The organism is Olsenella phocaeensis, assembly GCF_048189965.1.
Lineage (GTDB): Bacteria > Actinomycetota > Coriobacteriia > Coriobacteriales > Atopobiaceae > Olsenella_I > Olsenella_I phocaeensis.
In genome coordinates, this window is record NZ_DBEZHV010000007.1 from 128,549 (window position 1) to 147,823 (window position 19,275).

Consider the following 19,275-nt stretch of genomic DNA (forward strand, 5'->3'; position numbering starts at 1 on the left):
GGGAGCGGCAAGGCGACGCCCGCGATAAGGCGGCGGCCCGCGGCGCCTGGTCTCTGCCCGTGCGGGAGACATGCGGGGCATCCGTCTGGCAGCCTGCCCCGGCCCCGCGGGCAGCGCTAGGGAGAGCCAAGACGGCGGCGGTGCCAGCGCACAGCCTGCCCCGGCCCCGCAGGCGTGTCCCTCTCGCCTGCGGGCGTCCCTAGCCCTTGTTGTCGTCCAGCTCGCGGAAGCGCTCGGCCAGCATGGGGCTGTTCTTGGTGAGGCGCTTGATGGTGAGCTTGTTCGCCTTCTCGTCCGCCAGGCGCAGGTTGTTCTGGGAGCCCAGCAGGTTCTCCTTCACCTTCTGCAGGTGGGTGATGGTCTTGTCGATCTCTTCCACCGCCGTGTTGAACTTCTTGTTGGCAAGTTCCACGTTGCGGCCGAACTTGTCCTGGAAGTCGCCCAGGGCGTCCTCGAAGTTCGTGATGTCGATCTGCTCGCTCCTCATCTGGGCAATCTGCAGGCGCAAGTCCTGGGACTTCTGGGCGGCGTTGCGCAGGAGGGCGATGATCAGCAGGAAGAACTGAGGCCTCACCACGTACATCTTGGGATAGCGATATGACATGTCCACGATGCCCTGGTTGTAGTAGTCGCTGTCGAGCTCGAGCATCGATACCAGCACCGCGTACTCGCAGCCCTTCTTCTGGCGGTCGCGGTCAAGCTTGGCCAGGTGGGACTCGTTTGTCTTCTTGTTGGTGGAGCCCAGCTCCTCGTTCTTCATCTCGAACATGATGGAGAGAAGCTCGTTGCCTTCGTCGTCCGTCTCGCGATACACGAAGTCGCCCTTGGTGCCCTCGACGGCCTCGTTGTCCTTCTCGAAGTAGATGTTCTTGAACGAGGAGGGGTCCTGGGAGCGCCAGCGGTTAAACTCCTGCTGGCAGTGCTGCTCGAGGCTCTCTCCCGTCATCTTCACCGTGAGCCGCAGGCGGTAGTCCTTGAGACGCTCTATCTCGTCGTCCTTGATGCGCACGATCTCTTCCTGGGACTTCTGCGCCTCGTTGAGCTTCTCGCGGTAGCGTGCCTCGAGCTCGTTGCGCTGGCTGTCGCGCTGGGCGAGCTGCCCCTCGAGCGCCACGCACTGGGTGCGGAGCTCGGAGGTGGCGCGCTGCACGGCGAGCTCCTCCGCCTGGCGTGCCGACTGGGCCTGGGACTCCAGGCTGTCCTTGGCGCGGGAGAGCTCGAGCTCGAGGCGGGAGCGCTCGGCCTGGAGCTCGGACTTCGCCTGGGCGTCGGCCAGCTGACGCTCGCGCGCCGCTTGGGCCTGCTGCGCCTGGAGCTCGGCCTTGAGTCGCGCGACCTCGGCCTGGAGCTCGGCCTGCTGGGCCTGGAGCTCGGAGCGGGTCCTCTCCTGCGCGAGCTTCGTGGCGTCCTCGCTCTTGGAGAGCCGGGCCGCAAGCTCGTCGCGCTCACGCTCCACCTTGACGCGTTCCTGCTCGACCGAGAGCCGCGCCTCGCGTACCGCCGAGGCGCGCGCGTCGTCAGAGGCGGCGAGGCGCTCCCTGAGCTGGGCGAGCTCCTGGTTGAGCTCCGACTGCAAGCGCTGCAGCTCGAGCTGGGACTTGGCGCGCTCCTCCGCCAGCTCGGAGGCCTTCTGCCCCTCCATGAGCTGGTGGCGCTCGTGCAGCTCGCGCTCGAACTCGCTGGTGCGCACCTGGCTCACGATGTCCTGGTAGTCCGAGCTCTCCAGCTCGAAGCTCTGGTGGCAGTGTGGGCAGACGATGGTTGCCATGGACGCTCCTTGGTACGAGGAAAGACGGGTCGTGTGATGGACACAGCTTAGCTCAGGGGTGGGACATGATTGGGAGCCGCTCCGGTGGCGGTCGGGTACGCCGTGGCCGCCTGCGTGCCGGGCGCTTCGTCGTGCATGCCATTCACGCCGTCGTACATGCCTTTCTCACCCAGCATGCAATTGCGCACAGAATCTGAGCGCGAGCACGCTCTTGCGCACAGCTTTTTCAGCGTGCACGCTCTTGCGCACTGCCGCTGGCATCGAGCACGCTTGAACGCACGGCTTTTTCAGCGCGCACGCTCTTGCGCACATTGGCCGCGACGTTTGCCCAGGTAACGTGGGGCGGTGATGTGCGTTTGAGCGTGCTCGATGGTTTGATTGTGCGTTGGCGCGTGGAGGATGAGAAAAGCGTGCGCAAACGCGTGGAAGGTGAGAGGCACGTGCGTTCACGCGTGAGCGGTGATGTCAAATGTGCATTCGCGCGTGCGCGGTGCCGCCACGGCTGCGCAACATGTGCGTTCATGCGTGGCAGGCGAGAAGATCGTGCGTTCGCGTGTGCGTGGTGTCGCCAGTCTTGCGCCACGTGTGCGTTCGCGCGTGCGCGACGCCCCCGCTGACGTCCGTGATGCCCCTCTCGCCTGGAACTGTGACAAGCAGATAAACGCTCTCGCAATTTGCGCAGATTTGAATATCTGGCACCTAGAATGCGTTCAAGCCTTTAACGGTGGCGCGAGACGCCGCCAAGGACGCAAGCGACACCTCGCCAGGAGGGGCATCCGCAGGCCGCGGGTGCCCCTTTTTGCGCAGGGCGTCGCAGGGGAAAGGAGCTCCGATGAACCTACTCGCGGGTGCGGACCGGCTGCCCAGGGCACTCCTGGCGCTGGAGGACGGCAGCTGCTACGCCGGCCAGTGCTGCGGCGCCGAGGGTGAGGCCTTCGGCGAGCTGGTGTTCAACACCTCGATGACCGGCTACCAAGAGATCGTGACCGACCCCAGCTATGCGGGCCAGATCGTGACGCTGACCTATCCGCAGGTGGGGAACTACGGCGTTACCGCCAGCGACGGCCAGGCAGCGGCGCCGGCGCTCAGGGCCCTGGTGGTGCGTGACATGTGCTTCGAGCCGAGCAACTGGCAGAGCGTCCAGAGCCTGCCCGACTACCTGCGGCAGGAGGGCGTCGTGGCCATCCAGGGTGTGGACACGCGCGCGCTCACGCTGAGGGTCCGCGAGGCGGGCGCCATGAGGGCGGCGGTCTCGACCACGGACCTCGACCCGAGGAGCCTGGTCGCGCGCGTGCGGGCGAGCGCGGGCATAGGCAGCCACAACCACGTCGCCGACGTCAGCGTGGGGGAGAGGACCGTGCTTTCCCCGCTGGGCACGGCTGCCGTCCGTCCCCGTCGCGTCGTCGCCTACGACTGCGGCATGAAGCGCGGCATCGCCGACGCCCTGCGCGCGCGTGGCTTCGAGCTCGTCGTCGTGCCCTGGGACACCCCTGCCGAAAAGGCGCTGGCGCAGGCCCCCGACGCCGCCTTCCTCTCGAACGGCCCCGGCAACCCCCAGAGCGTCGGCGCGACCCAGGAGGCCACCCGCGCCCTCCTGGGCAGGCTCCCCGTCTTCGGCATCTGCCTGGGAACCCAGCTCATGGCCCTGGCAGCGGGTGGCAGCGTGCTGAAGCTCCCCTACGGCCACCACGGGGGCAACGAGCCCGTGATGAACCTCCTCACGGGAAAGGTCGAGGTCACGGCCCAGAACCACAACTACGTGCCGGACTTCGCGAGCCTAGGCCCGCTCGTCCCCGAGCTCAGCGGGGGAGAGGCGCGCCACCACGACGACCTCAGGCACTGGAGCCGCCGTCGCGTGGCGCCGGTGGTCGCCAACGGGCGCTACGGCCGTATCCGCCTCACGCACGTGAACCTCAACGACGGAAGCCTCGAAGGCCTCCAGTTCCTGGACGCGCGCGCCTTCTGCCTGCAGTATCACCCCGAGGCCGCGCCCGGGCCCAGCGACTCCTCCTACGCCTTCGACTCGTTCAGGCGCCTCGTGGACGGCGAGGCGGACTACCTCGCGCCCGCGCCCGAACTAGCCGCAACGTCGCCCGTCCCCGCCGCTGCGTCGCACGCGCCCGAACCAGCCGCTGCGTCGCACGCCCCCGCCGCCTCCACGCCCGCCGTCCCCGCCCCCGAAGGGAGGTCCCTCTGATGCCCCGTCGCGACGACATCCACAAGGTCCTGGTCATCGGCTCCGGTCCCATCGTCATCGGCCAGGCCTGCGAGTTCGACTACTCCGGCACGCAGGCCTGCCGGGCCCTGCGCGAGGAGGGATACGAGGTCGTGCTGGTCAACTCCAACCCCGCAACCATCATGACCGACCCCCAGACCGCCGACCGCACCTACGTGGAGCCCATCACCGTGGCCAGCGTGGAGAAGGTCATCGAGCGGGAGCGGCCGGACGCGCTTCTCCCCAACATGGGCGGTCAGACGGCTCTCAACTGCGCGGTGGCGCTGGACGAGGCGGGCGTGCTCGCGCGCTGGGGCGTCGAGGTCATCGGCTGCGACATAGCCTCCATACAGACCGGCGAGGACCGCGAGCTCTTCGCTCGGGCCATGGGTGACATCGGCCTGCGCGTGGCGGACTCGGGCGTGGCCCACTCGCTCGAGGAGTGCGCGGGGGTCGCGGCACAGCTGGGCTACCCCGTCGTGGTGCGGCCCGCCTTCACCCTGGGCGGGGCCGGCGGCGGCATGGCCCACGACGAGGTCGAGCTCGCTGACATCGCGCGCGAGGGGCTCGCGCTCTCGCCCGCCCACGAGGTGCTGGTGGAGCAGGACCTCGAGGGCTGGAAGGAGATAGAGGTGGAGGTCATGCGCGACTCCGCGGGCAACGGAATCGTGGTCTGCTCCATCGAGAACCTCGACCCCATGGGCGTCCACACAGGAGACTCCATCACCGTGGCCCCCGCCCAGACCCTCACCGACCGCGAGCTCCAGCGCCTGCGCGACCACTCGCTTGCCATCCTGGAGCGGGTGGGCGTCGCCTGCGGCGGCTCCAACGTGCAGTTCGCCGTCAGCCCCACGACGGGCGAGGTCGTGGTCATAGAGATGAACCCGCGCGTGAGCCGCTCGTCGGCGCTGGCCTCCAAGGCCACGGGGTTCCCCATCGCCAAGATGGCGGCGCTGCTCTCCGTCGGCTACACCCTGGACGAAATCCAGAACGACATCACCCGCGCGACGCCCGCCTGCTTCGAGCCCTCGATCGACTACTGCGTGGTCAAGGTGCCGCGCTTCGCCTTCGAGAAGTTCGAGGGCACGAGCGAGGAGCTCACCACCCGCATGAAGTCGGTGGGCGAGGCCATGGCCATGGGCGGCTGCTTCGAGGAGGCGCTGCAGAAGGCCCTGCGCTCGCTGGAGCGCGGCTGGGCCGGCCTGGTGAGCCCCCCGGAGGCGGACGAGACGAACGACGACCGCCTGCTCGATCTGGTGTCGCGCCCCACGCCGGAGCGCGTCCTCTGGCTGGGCGAGGCCCTGAGGCGCGGCTGGGACGTGGCGCGCCTGCACGAGGCCACGGGCGTGGACGCCTGGTTCCTCTGCCGCATGAGGGACGTCGTCCGGGCGGAGAGCGAGATCGCGCGGCGGGGTCTGGCGGGGCTTGGCGCGGAGGGGCTCCTCGCTGCCAAGCAGCTCGGCTTCTCCGACCTGCAGATCGCGCGCCTCGTCGGCTCGGGCGAGGACGTGGTGCGCGGCGTCCGCGAGGCGCTGGGCGTCGTGCCCCGGCGCCGCAGCGTGGACAGCTGCGCCGGGGAGTTCGCCTCGCGCACGGGCTACCACTACTTCGGCTACGCGGCGGGGGAGGCGCCTGCGGATTCCGTGCCTGCCATGGCCGCCCTGCCAGGCGAGAGTTGCGCTGGCGCCTCGCTCGCGGCTGGGTCCCGTGCCGCGGCCGCGCCTGTCCCCGCCGCCCAGGCCGCGCCCGCGGGCCGCAGCGTGGTGATCCTCTCCGCCGGTCCAAACCGCATCGGCCAGGGCATCGAGTTCGACTATTGCTGCGTGCACGCCTCGGCGGCGCTGCGCGAGCGCGGCTTCCAGACGGTCATGGTCAACTGCAACCCCGAGACGGTCTCCACCGACTACGACAGCTCCGACCGGCTCTACTTCGAGCCGCTGACCTTCGAGGACGTGATGAACGTCGTCGAGCTGGAGCGTCCGCTCGGCGTGATCGTGACCCTGGGCGGCCAGACGCCCATCAACTTGGCCCGGCGCCTCCGCGACGCGGGCGTGCCCATCCTGGGCACCCAGCCCGAGGCCATCGACCTGGCCGAGGACCGCGACCGCTTCGCCGCGCTGCTCGACCGCCTGCAGGTGGCCTATCCGCCCTCGTCCACGGCGAGCACGGCCGAGGAGGCCCGCGAGGTGGTCCGTCGCGTGGGCTACCCGCTCCTCGTGCGTCCCAGCTACGTGCTGGGAGGACGTGGGATGGCCATCGTCTACGGCGAGGAGGACCTGGGTCGCTACATGGAGCGCGCTACCCGCGTCTCTCCCGACCACCCCGTCTACCTGGACGCTTTCCTCGAGGACGCTATCGAGCTGGACGTGGACGCGCTCTGCGACGGGCGGGAGTGCCACGTGGGTTCCGTGCTCGAGCACATCGAGGAGTGCGGCATCCACTCCGGGGACTCCGCCTGCTGCTGCCCACCGTTCTCGCTCTCGGCCCAGATGGTGCGGCAGGTGCGCGAGGTGACGCACCGGCTGGCGCTGGCGGTGGGCGTGGTGGGGCTGCTCAACGTGCAGTACGCGGTGAAGGACGAGCAGCTGCTGGTCATCGAGCTCAACCCCCGCGCGAGCCGCACGGTGCCCTTCTCGTCCAAGGCCACGGGTGTGCCGCTGGCACGGCTCGCCGCGCGCGTCATGGTGGGCGAGACGATCGCGGGGCTCCGGGCTGCCGGCAAGCTGCCGGACGAGGGGCGCGAGCTGGGCTACTTCGCCGTGAAGGAGGCGGTCATGCCGTGGGCGCGCTTCCCGGGGGCGGACTCTGTCCTGGGGCCCGAGATGCGCTCGACCGGCGAGGTCATGGGCATCGCCGCGAGCTTCCCGGAGGCGTATGCCAAGACCCGGCAGGCCATCGACTATGAGATGCCCCGCGAGGGTGCGGCGTTCGTCTCCGTCTGCGACCGCGACAAACGTGCGATCGCGCCGGTGGCGCTGGCGCTGGCCAACATGGGCTACAAGATCGTGGCCACCGAGGGGACCGCTCGTACGCTGCGCGCGGCGGGAATCGCCTGCGAGGTGGTGAGGCGCGTCGCGGAGGGGCACCCCAACGCGCTCGACCTGGTGGAGTCGGGCAGCCTGGCGTTCATCGTCAACACGCCGCACGGGCACGCCTCACGCGGCGACGGGGCGCGGCTGCGTGCGGCGGCGGTGAACCATGGCATCTGCTGCGTGACGGCGATGTCCGCGACGATCGCGCTGGTGCAGGCGCTGGCGGCGGTGAGGGCGCGAGGTGGCGGCGCGCTGGACGTGGTCGCGCTGCAGGACCTGTAGCGCCGTGGCTCGGGCGAGAGGGGCAGGCGAGAGGCGCGTGTCGTCGCAGCGAGAGGGACGCGCGATGGCGCGTGACGAGAGGTGCATGTCGTCGCGTGCGTGCGGCTTCCACGCTCGTGCGCCCGCGCCTCTCTCCTGGCACGCTCTTATGCACGCCACCGGGTACGGCCACCGTCGTCGCGCACGCTCTTGCACACGGCCACCGGTGCCGAGCACGCTCTTGCGCACAACTCCTGCAACGCGCACGCTCTTACGCACATGTGCCTCGACGTTTGCCCAGGTAACGTGAGGCGACGATGTGCGTTCGAGCGTGCTCGTCGTTTTGCTTGTGCGTTGGCGCGTGGGTGGCGCTGGCGGTCGTGCGTCCGAGCGCGCGAGCGGCAGGAGCAAGGTGTGCGGCCAAAAAACTGCGCACGGTATTTTCGAACTTCGGTCGAAATTAGCATCTGGCCAGTTCAGGAGCTCATTCTCTTTGTGCATCTCCACAACTCTGAGGAATCATGCGCAGTTTTTCCGGCGCCTCCGCGACTAGCTCGGGCCTCAGGCGATGATGTGGCACTCGTCCTTCAGCGGACCCGCGCCCTTCTCCTGCTAGCGCGGCACGCGGCCGAAGGGTATGTCCAGCGCGTCCTGGTAGCCCGGCTCCGCGTCCACGATCGCCGGAATCAGGTTCACGTTGGGCGCGGCGCTGGTCAGGAACGGGTCCTCGTGGTCGATGATGCCGTCGATGTCCATCCTCACGTGGGGCTCCCCGAAGATCTCGATCGCCTTGTCCACGCTGTAGTCGGCCAGAATCTGGTTCAACCCCTTGTGGTTGAAGTGGAAGCCCACCACCTCGCGGCCGTGGTCGTAGGTCGCCATCACGAAGTGGTGCGTGCCGATGGTGCCCGGCATGATGTGGGCGTTCGACGTCGTCATCTCGCCGTCGGCCATGACCTGCTCCACGTCGCAGCGGTACTCGTCGTAGTCCAGGCCCAGCCGCTCGGTGACCTCGATGACGGTCGGTCCGTAGTACGTGAAGAACAGGCTCTTGAGGAAGGCGAATTGCGGGGCTGGAATCTCCTCGACCGTCATGTGGCTGCCCCCGGCGCAGAAGAAGGCGACGTGCAGGGACTTGGCCTCGCTCAGGCTCCGCTTCCAGGCGGTCTCGATGATCCTGCTGCCCATGGAAAAGGTGTAGCGGTAGATGAACTGGAGGTAGGAGTTGTAGCCCGTGGTCTCGAACATGCGGTACTGCTCGGGGTTGCTGCGCGCCTTCTCCAGGATGGCGGCGAAGAGGTCCTCGAGGTCGCGGCAGCCCTCGTCCAGGATGGCAGCGTCGTAGACCTGCTGGAAGTAGGCATCCATCACATCCGACTTGTTCCTGAAGTAACGGTAGAAGGTCGTCTTGCTCACGTCGGTCTGGGCTAGGATCATCTCGACGGTGATGGAGGGGTAGCTGTGTTTGTGCAGGAGGCGCACGAAGCCGTCGACGATGTGCCGCTTGGTCCACGTGGGCATGCTGCCTCCTCTGTTGGTGGCGTCACCTGGCGTCGGCCACTAGCTTACGCGTGTCGGGCACGCCGTTGCGCACACGTTTTTCGACGTTCACGCTGTTGCGCACACGCACTCCTGCGTTTGCCCAGATAGCGTAGAGCGTCCATGTGCGTTCGAGCGTGCTCGCTCTGAAAGATGTGCGTTCGAGCGTGCTCGCTGTGTGTGGCGTGCGAAACAGCGTGCTTGTTGCGGATGTTGTGCGCAACGGCGTGCACGACGCTAACGACGTGCGTAGTTGCATGCACGGTGCTCTGGCCCGACACCTTGCGTCGCCACCCTGCTTTGCGCCTACGCCTCGCGAGCGCTAGCATTTTCATGGCGAGAGAGGCGCCGCAACGTAGCCGCACGTCGTACGCACCCGCGTCTGCCGCGACACGCCCGCGCCCAGCACCGCCGCCGCCCGTACCCAGGGTGCCGCCGCACGTGCCCACGCGCGCGGCCCGCCCCGTACCCAACCACCCACCCCCACACTCCGGAGGTTCACATGGAAAACGGCATGATGCTCCAGGGGTTCTCCTGGTACCTACCCGCGGACGGCGCGCACTGGAAGCGCCTGGCCGAGCTCGCGCCCACCCTCGCGCACATGGGCGTGAGCTCCGTCTGGATGCCGCCCGCCTACAAGAGCTCCGAAGGGGCCGAGGGCGTGGGCTACGCCGTCTACGACCCCTGGGACCTGGGCGAGTTCGACCAGTGCGGCAGCGTCCGCACCAAGTACGGCACGCGCGATGAGTACCTCGCGGCCGTCCGCGCCCTCCAGAAGGCGGGCATCCAGGTTCTGGCCGACGTCGTCCTCAACCAGCGCTTCGGCGGGGAGGAGTGCGAGGACGTCCTGGCGACCCCCATCAACCCCACGAACCGCAACGAGCAGGCGGGCGAGCCCCGGCAGATCAGCGCTTGGACGCGCTACCGCTTCCCCGGCCGCGCCGACAAGTACTCCGACTTCCACTGGGACTGGCACTGCTTCCACGGCACCGACTGGGACGAGTCGACCCACGAGTCCGGCGTCTACCTCTTTAACGGCAAGCACTGGGACGAGGACGTGGACAAGTCCGAGAACGGCAACTACGATTACCTCATGGGCTCCGACGTGGACGTGAGCGAGCCCGCCGTCGAGGAGGAGCTCGGCCGCTGGGGAGAATGGTACCTCAAGACCACCGGCGTCGACGGGTTCCGCCTGGACGCGCTCAAGCACATCTCGCGCGCGTTCTTCCACCGGTGGCTCACGCGCCTGCGCGAGGCCACGGGCAAGGAGCTCTTCACGGTGGGGGAGTACTGGTCTCCCGAGGTGGGCGACCTGGAGGCCTACCTGGGCGAGGTGCCCATGAGCCTCTTCGACGTGCCGCTGCACTACCGGCTCTTTGACGCCTCCAACAGCATGGGCGAGAGGGACCTGGCTCACGTCTTCGACGACACGCTGGTGCAGCGCGAGCCCATCCGTGCCGTCACCTTCGTGGACAACCACGACACCCAGCCCAACCAGGCGCTGCAGAGCACGGTCCAGGACTGGTTCAAGCCCAGCGCCTACATGCTGATCCTCCTGCGCGAGGCGGGCTACCCCTGCGTCTTCTTCGGGGACCTCTTCGGCATGTCCAACGACGGCAACATCCCCGCCGTGGCCGAGCTCCCGTTGCTCATGGAGCTACGCCAGCGCTTCGCCTTCGGTCCCCAGAACGACTACCTGGACGACGCCAACCTCATAGGCTGGACCCGCGAGGGAGACGACGCCCACCCCATGAGTGGCGTGGCCGTGGTGCTCACCGACGCCGAGGGCGGGTCCAAGCGCATGCGCGTGGGCGCGCGGCACGCCGGCTCGACCTTCTGCTGCGTGGCGGGGTTCGAGGAGCCGGACGTCACCATCGACGACGAGGGCTTCGGCGAGTTTTCCTGCGCCGGGGGCTGCGGCTGCGCGTACGTGCGCAAGGAGGTCGTGAGCTCGCTCGAGCACGACCGCGTGCTGCGCTCGATAGACCGAATCGTGCGCAAGGTGCAGGAACCGCGCTACGAGTACTGTCCCATAAGCGTCAACGCCGCGCCGCACCGTACGCGCTCGAGGAAGGGCAAGTAGGGGAGAGGGGCTCGGGCGTTTGGCAGCGACTGGCGGCCATCCAGCACGCGACAACGCACGCCCGTCGCCGCTCCGCACGCGCATGCGCATGCGAGCCGCTATCGAGCCGCTACCCCACACGTGCTTACGCACACGAGCCGCCATCCCGCACGCGCTTACGCACGTCGCTTACGCCCAGCACGCGAAAGCGCACATTGGTCTTGGCGTTTCCGCATTTGGCGGGAGGAGTCCGTGTGCGCGACCGCGTGCGCGTTCAAAATGGCGTGCGCAACGGCGTGCGGGATGGCGTGGACGATGTTATCGGAGTGCGTTCCCGCGTGCCTGCGGCGACGGGCGGCCCGGGCGTTCGACATCCAGCCCCGGCCCGCATGCCGCACTCGGGTCGAGGCCGTCGTCTCGCGACAAGCATTAAACTTCGAAGCAAACGCGCGTCAGTAACAAAATCGCCAAGATTCCTTCTGTTTTAGACACACAAACCCTCGAAATCGTTCTGTGTTAGAGACATAATTGAGCAAATACCTTCTGCTCTAGAAACGGAGTGGCCATGCTCAAGAGGAAGATGCTCCACGAGCTCAAAGGCTGGAAGGCCGCAGGCGCTCGCAAGGCATTCATACTGCTCGGGGCGCGCCAGGTCGGCAAGACGTACGCTGTGCGTGAGTTCGCGCGGCAGAGCTACGACTCCTTCGTCGAGGTCAACTTCATCGAGAGCCAGGAGAGCGGTGCCTTCCTCGCGGCGTCGTCGAGTTCGACGGAGCTGCTCTCGCGCCTCTCGCTCGTGGCGGGACGCTCGATCCCCGAGGGCTCGCTGATCTTCCTCGACGAGGTGCAGCAGCTGGGGCACGACGTCGTCACGTTGTCCAAGTTCATCGTGGAGGACGGCCGCTTCGACCTCATCCTCTCCGGCTCGCTTCTTGGCACGACGCTCGGCGGGGTGACGTCGTTTCCCGTCGGATACGCGCAGGTCCGCCGGATGTTCCCCCTGGACTTCGAGGAGTTCTGCTGGGCCAGCGGGGTACCGTCCTCCATCATCGACGAGCTCCATGTGGCGCTTGACGCAAGGACTCCCGTCGAGGACTCTCTGCACGACCGCATGGTGAGGCTCTTCAGGCAGTACATCGTGGTGGGTGGCATGCCCGAGGCGGTCTCGACGTTCCTCGAGGGCGGGCTGGACCTCGGCGGTGCCCGGCAAGTCTGCCTGGACATCGTCGAGCAGTACGGCTTCGACATCTCCAAGTACGCAGGCGAGAAGAGCCTCAACGTCCGCTCCATCTACTCCAACGTGCCCTCGCAGCTCGCGAAGGAGAACAAGCGCTTCCAGATGGCGTCCGTGAGGGCGGGGGCCACGCACGGGCGGCTGAGGGACGACTTCGCCTGGCTCGAGGAGGCCGGGGTGGTGCTTCCCGCTCATGCGGTCACGGAGCCCAAGTACCCCCTCCAAAGGACCAAGGTGGGGGAGAAGTTCAAGCTCTACTCGTCTGACTGCGGGCTCCTGCTGGCGCAATATCCGCGGCTCGCTGCCATGAGGGTCGTGTCGGGCGAGGGGGATGCCAACTTTGGGGCGGTGTACGAGAACGTCGTCGCCCAGGAGCTCGCATCGTCGGGCAGGGAGCTCTGGTACTTCCACAACAGCAGGAAGGGCGAGGTGGACTTCCTGCTCCAGACCGAGGACGCCAGGGTCATCCCGCTCGAGGTCAAGTCGGGGAAGGACTACAAGCTGCACCTTGCCCTCAACAACCTGCTGAGGACGAGCGACTGGAGGATTGACGAGGCCCTGGTGCTCTCGGAGCACAACGTGTCCGTCGAGCAGAGGCTTGGGAAGCCGGTCTATTACCTGCCGCTCTACATGCTGCTCTTCCTGGACCAGCTGGTTGGAGCTGGGCACATGGGGGACATGCATCTGGAGCCCGTCGAGTTTTAGGTTTTAGGATTAGAGAGGGGCCAGGACAAGTCTGACCGCTAGACCTGCCATGCGGGGGTTACGACGACGCCCCGTCCTGCCACACCGGCGTCCCGTGCCAGGCATACGACCTCGCCCCAGCCCAGCTCGCAGCCGTCGACGCCCTGGAGGCTCGCAAACTCCCTCTGGGCCTCGTCGGCGCGTGCCGCCCTACCGGCGTCCACCTTGATGGGGTGCAGCACGTTGCCCTCCCTCAGCACCAGGTCGAGCTCGCGGCCCTCCCCGTCGAAGAGGTAGCTGAAGCCGTCGAGTCCCCGTCTTGCCGCCAGCCACGCCTTCATGACCTCGGAGGCCACGAAGCTCCGGAGCATGGGCCGGTAGAGCTGCCCGAAGCGCAGGTCGTCGGGGCTGTTCAGGCTTGCCAGGTGGCAAGCTAGCTGTTGTGTGCCAACAGGTTGTTGACAGTTTCCAGGTGACAAGGAGGGGGGCTCCTCCAAGCTGTGACTTGTCGAAGGTTGCGGCGGAGAGAGAGGAGCCCCCCTGTTCCGGCATCCTAACGCAAGGCTCACCCCCTTCGGGCGCCGCAGGCTCGTCGGCAGGGTCCGCTCCGGCGAGCGCGCGTCGGCCGTCGCGCGGGACGTGGGCGTCAGCCGACAGACCGCCCACAAGTGGCTCGCGAGGGCGAGGGCCGGCGAGCCCCTCCCCGACCGCAGGAGCCGGCCGGGGGGGCCGGCCAGGCTCGCGCCGCCCGGGGCCGGGGCGAGGGCGCTGGCGGCGAGGAGGTCCCTGCCGCTGGCGCCGCTCGCCCTGGCCGCCGAGACGGGCGTCCCGGCGCGTGCCTGCGCCAGGGGCTTCTTCCGCGGCGTCGGCGTCGGGGTCGAGGGGGTCATGACCGGCAACGGCGGCGGCTACCGCTCGAGGGCGTTCAACGAGTGGCTCGACGCGGCGGGGGTCCGGCACGTCTACGCCAGGCCGTACGGCCCCTGGCAGAACGGCAGGGTCGAGAGGACGAACCGCGCCCCGGCCCAGGAGTGGCGGTACGCCCGCGCGTACGGGAGCGACGAGGAGGGGGCCAGGGCGCTCCCGGCCTTCCTGGGGCACTACAATTGGGGGCGGCCCCACAGCGCCTGCGGAGGCCTCCCGCCGATGTCACGCATAGTCGGCGTCAACAACGTCACGGCACACAACAGCTAACTTACCTAGAGTTTTTCGATTACCGGAATTGCCAAGGCCTAAGAGTGTATGAATCAATCGCTTTTTTGTGGCAATTCGATTTGTCCTTCTGAGTGTCACACTACTCACTGTGTTTAAGTTCTGCTCATCTTATGTCATTAAGGCAGGCAGAGACGGAAGACGCCAGCACCATTGTCGACGAGAGCGTTATTGCAAAACTCAATAAACCTCATTGTTATTTTACATAATTATCTTCTAGGCTGTTGATTGGAGCTCCGGTCAATCACAATGGGAGCGTATTTGTTGGTCCACTTTGGATGCGTATCAACTGTCATTGTAAATGAGCGCAATTCGGCGATGTGGCTGTCATAATACTCGTCATCCAGAAGCGTCTCGATACGGCTCATGTCAGTATTGGAGCCGTCAAAAATAGCAATCCTCGGACCGACCAGCACGTAATGCTGACCACGTGCTACGCCAATGCGTACGCGCTTGCTCTGCAAGTCATTTCGAACTTGTAGCTTGCCTATGCTCCCAGCAAGGATGCTGGCTGCTTCTCCTTTCCTACTCATTAAATCAAAAATGAGTGTTCCGCCTTCTTCGGCTACCCACTTGTATGCTTCGATGATTGCAGCTCTATAAGGCTTTGGTGTGTTGCTGTGTACGACTTTGGTTCGAATCATCAATAACCTCCATCTCTCTTCTGTCTGGATACCCCGCGCTGCAGAAAGCCTCTTGGTCACATTTTCATACATTCGGTGCGCTGTGCGAAGGTTTTTCGTTGAGCGATTATGAAGAAAGCCACTATTCTGCGGGGTGGCGGTGCCTTCCCTCTGCGATCTTCTCATTCGGCAGAACACCGAATCGCACGGTGCGCCCCTTAGAGCCCCTTCCGCTGTCTGTTTCTTACATGCTCCATGTCCATGCGTCTTTGCGTGGCCACACCAATGGGTGTTCAATGCCTCACCTCTAAATACTAAAGTATTATTTAGCTCCTAATCAGTGAACGGAGGGAAGCATGCAGGGCACGTATGAGTTCGAGCTGTTCGAGCAGGATGGCTGGTTCGTGGCATCCTCCTTCGACCTCGGTATAAGCACGCAGGGAGAGTCGTTCGCGGAATGCTGCGAGATGGTGGCTGACCTGCTCAGGGCCTACTTCGAGGATGCAGAGATGCACCAGAGGGAGCTGCCTCCCGCCACCTTTGGCAACGAGGCGCGGCACGGGGGCAGAGTCGCCGTGTTCTCGGTGGTGGCAGGGAAGGAGACCGTCGAGAAGGTCAGCAAGGCGGAGGCGGCGAGGATGTTGCACGTGACACCTGGCCGCGTATCTCAGCTGGTGTCCGAGCACCATCTGGAGACCCTACGGGTCGACGGCAGGGAGTGGGTCACCCGCTCGAGCGTGTACGCGCGCCTGGCCGAGGCTCCCGGACCCGGCCGCCCGAAGGCAGGGCGTGCGACGAGCGGGGGGAGGCATGGGTCCGCTTCGGTCGGAGGATGCTGACGGCAACGGCGAAGAGGCCGTGCAACCCGGCGTGCTGATGGCCTGACCCCGCGTCCGGCACCTGCGCCGGGCCACGCCAGGCGTGTCCCTCTCCCCGTTTGCGTGAAGACGGGCAACGTCAGCTCACACGGCCTGCTGCCTTTGCTAGAATCCATAAATTGCATGCGACATGCGCGGGCGTGGCGGAACTGGTAGACGCGCTGGATTTAGGTTCCAGTGGGAGAAATCTCGTGAAGGTTCGAGTCCTTTCGCCCGCACCACGTCGCAGACGCAGAGGAACTGTGCGAGGCGGGCCCTCCCGCCAAGCAGGAGAACAACACTGGAGGAACGTTGAACATCACCGTCACCGCCGAGAGGCCCCAGAACGACCAGGTAGTCGCCACGCTCACCGTGCCCGCTGCCGACGTCGACAAGGCAATCGCCCAGACCTACAGGGACATCGCCCAGAAGTACGCCTTCCAGGGCTTCCGCCGCGGTCGCGCGCCCCGTCCCGTCATCGACAGCATGGTGGGCCGCAGCTCCGTCCTGGCCCAGGCCACCGAGGACGTCATGAACGAGGCCCAGCCCCTGATGTTCGAGGAGCTCGACATCGTCCCCGTCGACCGTCCCAACTACGGCGACGACCCCGTCACCGTGGTCGAGCACGAGGACCTCACCGTGACCTGCACCGTCAGCGTCCCTCCCACCTGCGAGCTCGACTCCTATGACGCCCCCGCCATCAACATGCCTCCCCAGGAGGCCACGGAGGCCGAGATCGACATGCAGGTCGAGCAGCTCCTCAGCTACCACGTGAGCTACGAGGACGAGACCGAGGAGCGCACCGTCGTCGCCGGCGACGTAATCGTGGCCGACGTCCAGAACAAGGAGGGCGCGCCCGAGCTCGCCGGCACCGACCGCCAGCTGGGCCTCTCCAACGCCTACCTGCCCACCGAGTTCGTCGACGGCATCGTTGGCATGACCAAGGGCGAGACCAAGGACATCGAGTGGACCCGCGCCCACGACGACCACGAGCACCATGTCGCCGTGACCGTGACCCTCAAGGGCATCAAGAAGTCCGTCACCCCCGAGCTCGACGACGAGTTCGCCAAGAAGAGCTTCGGCTTCGACACCGTGGCCGAGCTGCGCGACGCCGTGAAGGAAGAGATCGAGGGCGACAAGAAGAACAGCCTCCCCGGTCTCAAGGAGGACCGCGTCGTCGAGGAGATCGGCAAGCACCTCACCCTCGACGAGATCCCCGAGGCCTACCAGAACCAGGTCTTCTCCGAGCTGGCAAACGAGGTCCTGGGCCAGCTGCAGCGCCAGGGCATGTCGCTCGACATGTACCTCGCCGCGCGCCAGATCAAGAGCGAGGACTTCCTCGCCGACCTGCACGAGCAGGCAGCCGAGCGCGCCCGCCAGTCGCTCGCGCTCGACGCCCTGGCCGCCAAGCTCGAGCTCAAGGCCACCGAGGAGGACGTGCGCGCCGAGTTCGAGCGCGCCGGCGTGGACGACGTCGACGCCTCCGTCGCCGAGTTCACCAAGAGCGGCCAGATGCCCGCCATCCGCGAGTCCATCCGCCGCACCAAGGCCGTGAGGTGGCTGAGCGAGAACGCCACCGTCACCGAGGTCGACGAGATCGCCGAGGCCCGCGCCAAGAAGGACGAGGAGTCCGGCGAGTAGCAGCCGCCGCGGCGGGGGAGGGCAGGCTCGGAGTTGCCCCACGCCCCCTCCGCATTCGCGCGACCCACGACTAGTAGATGCGCTCCGGGGGTACCAACTCTCGGAGCGCATTCCTCTAGGTTAGGAGAGACATGATCAACCCCACCAACATCCCCCTCATCCCGTACGTGGTCGAGCAGACCCCGCGCGGCGAGCGCAGCTACGATATCTACTCGCGCCTGCTCAACGACCGCATCGTCTTCCTGGGCGAGGAGGTCACGCGCGACAGCGCCAACCTCGTGATCGCCCAGCTCCTCCACCTCGAGAGCCAGGACCCCGACAAGGACATCTCGCTCTACATCGACTCGCCCGGAGGCGACGTGTACGCTGGCCTGGGCATCCTCGACACCATGAACTTCATCAAGCCCGACGTGTCCACCATCTGCGTGGGCATGGCCGCCTCCATGGGCGCCGTGCTCCTCTCGGCCGGCGCCAAGGGCAAGCGCATGGCGCTGCCCAACTCCATGGTGCTCATCCACCAGCCCAGCTCGGGCGCCCAGGGCCAGCAGACGGACATTCAGATCGCGGCGGACGAGACCCGCTGGATCCGCAACCGCCTGAACGAGATCCTGTCCCAGAACACGGGCCAGCCCATCGAGAAGATCAACGCCGACACCGAGCGCGACAACTACATGCGCGCCGAGGAGGCACGCGAGTACGGCCTGGTGGACAAGGTCATCGCATCGCGCATGGAGCAGGCGGAGTAGCAAGCGGGCGCGACGCGCCCTTCGAGGAGAGGCCAGATGGCGATAGACAACAACCCACCCGAGATGCGCTGCTCGTTCTGCGGCAAGACCCGCAGCCAGGTGCGCAAGCTCGTCCAGGGGCCCAACGGGGTCTTCATCTGCGACGAGTGCGTCAGCGAGTGCGCCGACATCATGGCAGAGAACGACGAGGACTTCGTGCCCGAGGGCGACTTCGACCAGTTCGACCTCGCCCAGGGCCCCATACAGAATCTTCCGACCCCGCACGACATCTACGACGAGCTGTCGCAGTACGTGATGGGCCAGGAGGAGGCCAAGCGCGCGATGAGCGTGGCCGTCTACAACCACTACCGCCGCATCGTGTCCGGCGACGACGTGACGAGCGAGGACGAGGAGCGAGTGGAGCTCGCCAAGAGCAACATCCTGCTGTTGGGTCCCACCGGCACGGGCAAGACCCTGCTGGCGCAGACCCTGGCGCGCTTCCTCGAGGTGCCCTTCGCCATCGCCGACGCCACGACCCTCACCGAGGCCGGCTACGTGGGCGAGGACGTGGAGAACATCCTGCTCAAGCTCATCGCCGCCGCCGACGGCGACGTGGAGAGGGCCCAGCTGGGCATCGTCTACATCGACGAGATCGACAAGATCGCCCGCAAGGCCGAGAACCTCTCCATCACCCGAGACGTCTCCGGCGAGGGCGTGCAGCAGGCGCTGCTCAAGATCCTGGAGGGCACCATCGCCAGCGTGCCCCCGCAGGGAGGGCGCAAGCACCCCCAGCAGGAGCTCATCCACATCGACACCAGGAACATCCTCTTCATCTGCGGCGGCGCCTTCGTGGGCCTGGACAAGATCGTGGCCGACCGCATAGGCAAGAAGGGCATCGGGTTCAACGCCGAGCTCTCCCGGAAGACGGAGGAGAACCAGGACGAGCTCATGGCCGCGGTCATGCCCCAGGACCTGCACAAGTTTGGCATGATCCCGGAGTTCGTCGGCCGTATCCCCGTGATCACCTCAACCCACGAGCTCACCGAGGACGACCTGGTGCGCATCCTCACCGAGCCGCGCAACGCCATCGTGAAGCAGTACCGCCGCATGTTCCAGATCGAGGGCGTCGAGCTCGAGTTCGAGGACGCGGCCCTGCGCGAGATGGCACGGCAGGCCATAGAGCGCGGCACCGGCGCGCGCGGCCTGCGCGCGATTTGCGAGTCCACGCTGCAGCAGACGATGTTCGACCTGCCGAGCGACCTGGACATCACCAAGGTCGTCGTGACGCCCGAGTCGGTGGGCGGCGGCACGTTGCCTCGCGTCGTGCGCGAGGACGCAGGCAAGCACCGCGCGGTGTAGGACACGTGGTCCGCTCGCGCGCAAACCAGCCGTGGTCTGCGCGCGAGCTTGCGTTTTAGCAGG

At 66.6% G+C, this 19,275-nt stretch carries 13 protein-coding genes and 1 tRNA gene; 10 read left to right on the forward strand and 4 right to left on the reverse strand.

Annotation, left to right across the window (positions count from 1 at the left end):
- Window positions 1-199: 199 nt before the first annotated feature.
- Window positions 200-1,768, reverse strand: a complete 1,569-nt coding sequence (locus tag ACMPH2_RS03875) for a DUF2130 domain-containing protein (protein WP_417118679.1) — start codon at window positions 1,766-1,768, stop codon at window positions 200-202.
- A gap of 832 nt (window positions 1,769-2,600) precedes the next feature.
- Between ACMPH2_RS03875 and carA the strand changes: the two genes are divergently transcribed.
- Together carA and carB are read left to right on the forward strand one after the other, a co-directional pair.
- Entirely contained in the window at window positions 2,601-3,965 is a 1,365-nt protein-coding gene (gene carA, locus ACMPH2_RS03880) for a glutamine-hydrolyzing carbamoyl-phosphate synthase small subunit (RefSeq protein WP_417118680.1), read from the forward strand.
- Window positions 3,965-7,297: a carbamoyl-phosphate synthase large subunit gene (gene carB, locus ACMPH2_RS03885; RefSeq protein WP_417118681.1), complete on the forward strand. Its 3,333-nt coding sequence runs from the start codon at window positions 3,965-3,967 to the stop codon at window positions 7,295-7,297. Before carA ends, carB begins: the two co-directional genes overlap by 1 nt.
- Window positions 7,298-7,888: 591 nt before the next feature.
- Here carB and ACMPH2_RS03890 read toward each other — a convergent pair.
- On the reverse strand, window positions 7,889-8,797 hold the full coding sequence (locus ACMPH2_RS03890) for a TetR family transcriptional regulator (protein WP_417118682.1): 909 nt from the start codon (window positions 8,795-8,797) through the stop codon (window positions 7,889-7,891).
- A gap of 520 nt (window positions 8,798-9,317) precedes the next feature.
- Here ACMPH2_RS03890 and ACMPH2_RS03895 point away from each other — a divergent pair.
- Both ACMPH2_RS03895 and ACMPH2_RS03900 read left to right on the forward strand, forming a co-directional pair.
- On the forward strand, window positions 9,318-10,898 hold the full coding sequence (locus ACMPH2_RS03895; protein WP_417118683.1) for an alpha-amylase: 1,581 nt from the start codon (window positions 9,318-9,320) through the stop codon (window positions 10,896-10,898).
- Between the two features lie 544 nt (window positions 10,899-11,442).
- Window positions 11,443-12,816: an ATP-binding protein gene (locus ACMPH2_RS03900; RefSeq protein WP_417118684.1), complete on the forward strand. Its 1,374-nt coding sequence runs from the start codon at window positions 11,443-11,445 to the stop codon at window positions 12,814-12,816.
- Window positions 12,817-12,854: 38 nt separating this feature from the next.
- Here ACMPH2_RS03900 and ACMPH2_RS03905 read toward each other — a convergent pair whose 3' ends face one another.
- The gene (locus tag ACMPH2_RS03905) at window positions 12,855-13,274 is read right to left on the reverse strand and encodes an ATP-binding protein (RefSeq protein ID WP_417118685.1); all 420 of its coding nucleotides are present in this window, start codon (window positions 13,272-13,274) and stop codon (window positions 12,855-12,857) included.
- Between the two features lie 61 nt (window positions 13,275-13,335).
- Here ACMPH2_RS03905 and ACMPH2_RS03910 point away from each other — a divergent pair, with 61 nt between their 5' ends.
- A complete protein-coding gene (locus ACMPH2_RS03910) occupies window positions 13,336-13,989 on the forward strand; it encodes an integrase core domain-containing protein (RefSeq protein ID WP_417118709.1) in 654 nt (217 codons plus the stop codon).
- Window positions 13,990-14,216: 227 nt separating this feature from the next.
- Here the strand turns inward: ACMPH2_RS03910 and ACMPH2_RS03915 are convergent, their stop codons facing one another.
- Window positions 14,217-14,651: a hypothetical protein gene (locus tag ACMPH2_RS03915; RefSeq protein WP_129583261.1), complete on the reverse strand. Its 435-nt coding sequence runs from the start codon at window positions 14,649-14,651 to the stop codon at window positions 14,217-14,219.
- A gap of 335 nt (window positions 14,652-14,986) precedes the next feature.
- Between ACMPH2_RS03915 and ACMPH2_RS03920 the strand changes: the two genes are divergently transcribed.
- From ACMPH2_RS03920 to clpX, 5 genes are all read left to right on the forward strand, one after another.
- Complete coding sequence (locus tag ACMPH2_RS03920) at window positions 14,987-15,469, forward strand: hypothetical protein (RefSeq protein ID WP_072500599.1); 483 nt, start codon at window positions 14,987-14,989, stop codon at window positions 15,467-15,469.
- A 173-nt stretch (window positions 15,470-15,642) separates the two neighbouring features.
- Window positions 15,643-15,729 (forward strand) — tRNA-Leu (locus tag ACMPH2_RS03925).
- A gap of 70 nt (window positions 15,730-15,799) precedes the next feature.
- Window positions 15,800-17,128 carry a trigger factor gene (gene tig, locus ACMPH2_RS03930; RefSeq protein ID WP_417118686.1) on the forward strand — a complete coding sequence of 443 codons (1,329 nt, stop codon included), beginning with the start codon at window positions 15,800-15,802 and terminating at the stop codon, window positions 17,126-17,128.
- Between the two features lie 131 nt (window positions 17,129-17,259).
- Window positions 17,260-17,874 carry an ATP-dependent Clp protease proteolytic subunit gene (locus ACMPH2_RS03935; RefSeq protein ID WP_009279452.1) on the forward strand — a complete coding sequence of 205 codons (615 nt, stop codon included), beginning with the start codon at window positions 17,260-17,262 and terminating at the stop codon, window positions 17,872-17,874.
- A gap of 36 nt (window positions 17,875-17,910) precedes the next feature.
- Window positions 17,911-19,212, forward strand: coding sequence for an ATP-dependent Clp protease ATP-binding subunit ClpX (clpX, locus tag ACMPH2_RS03940; protein WP_009279451.1), 1,302 nt, complete (start codon window positions 17,911-17,913; stop codon window positions 19,210-19,212).
- Window positions 19,213-19,275 lie beyond the last annotated feature (63 nt).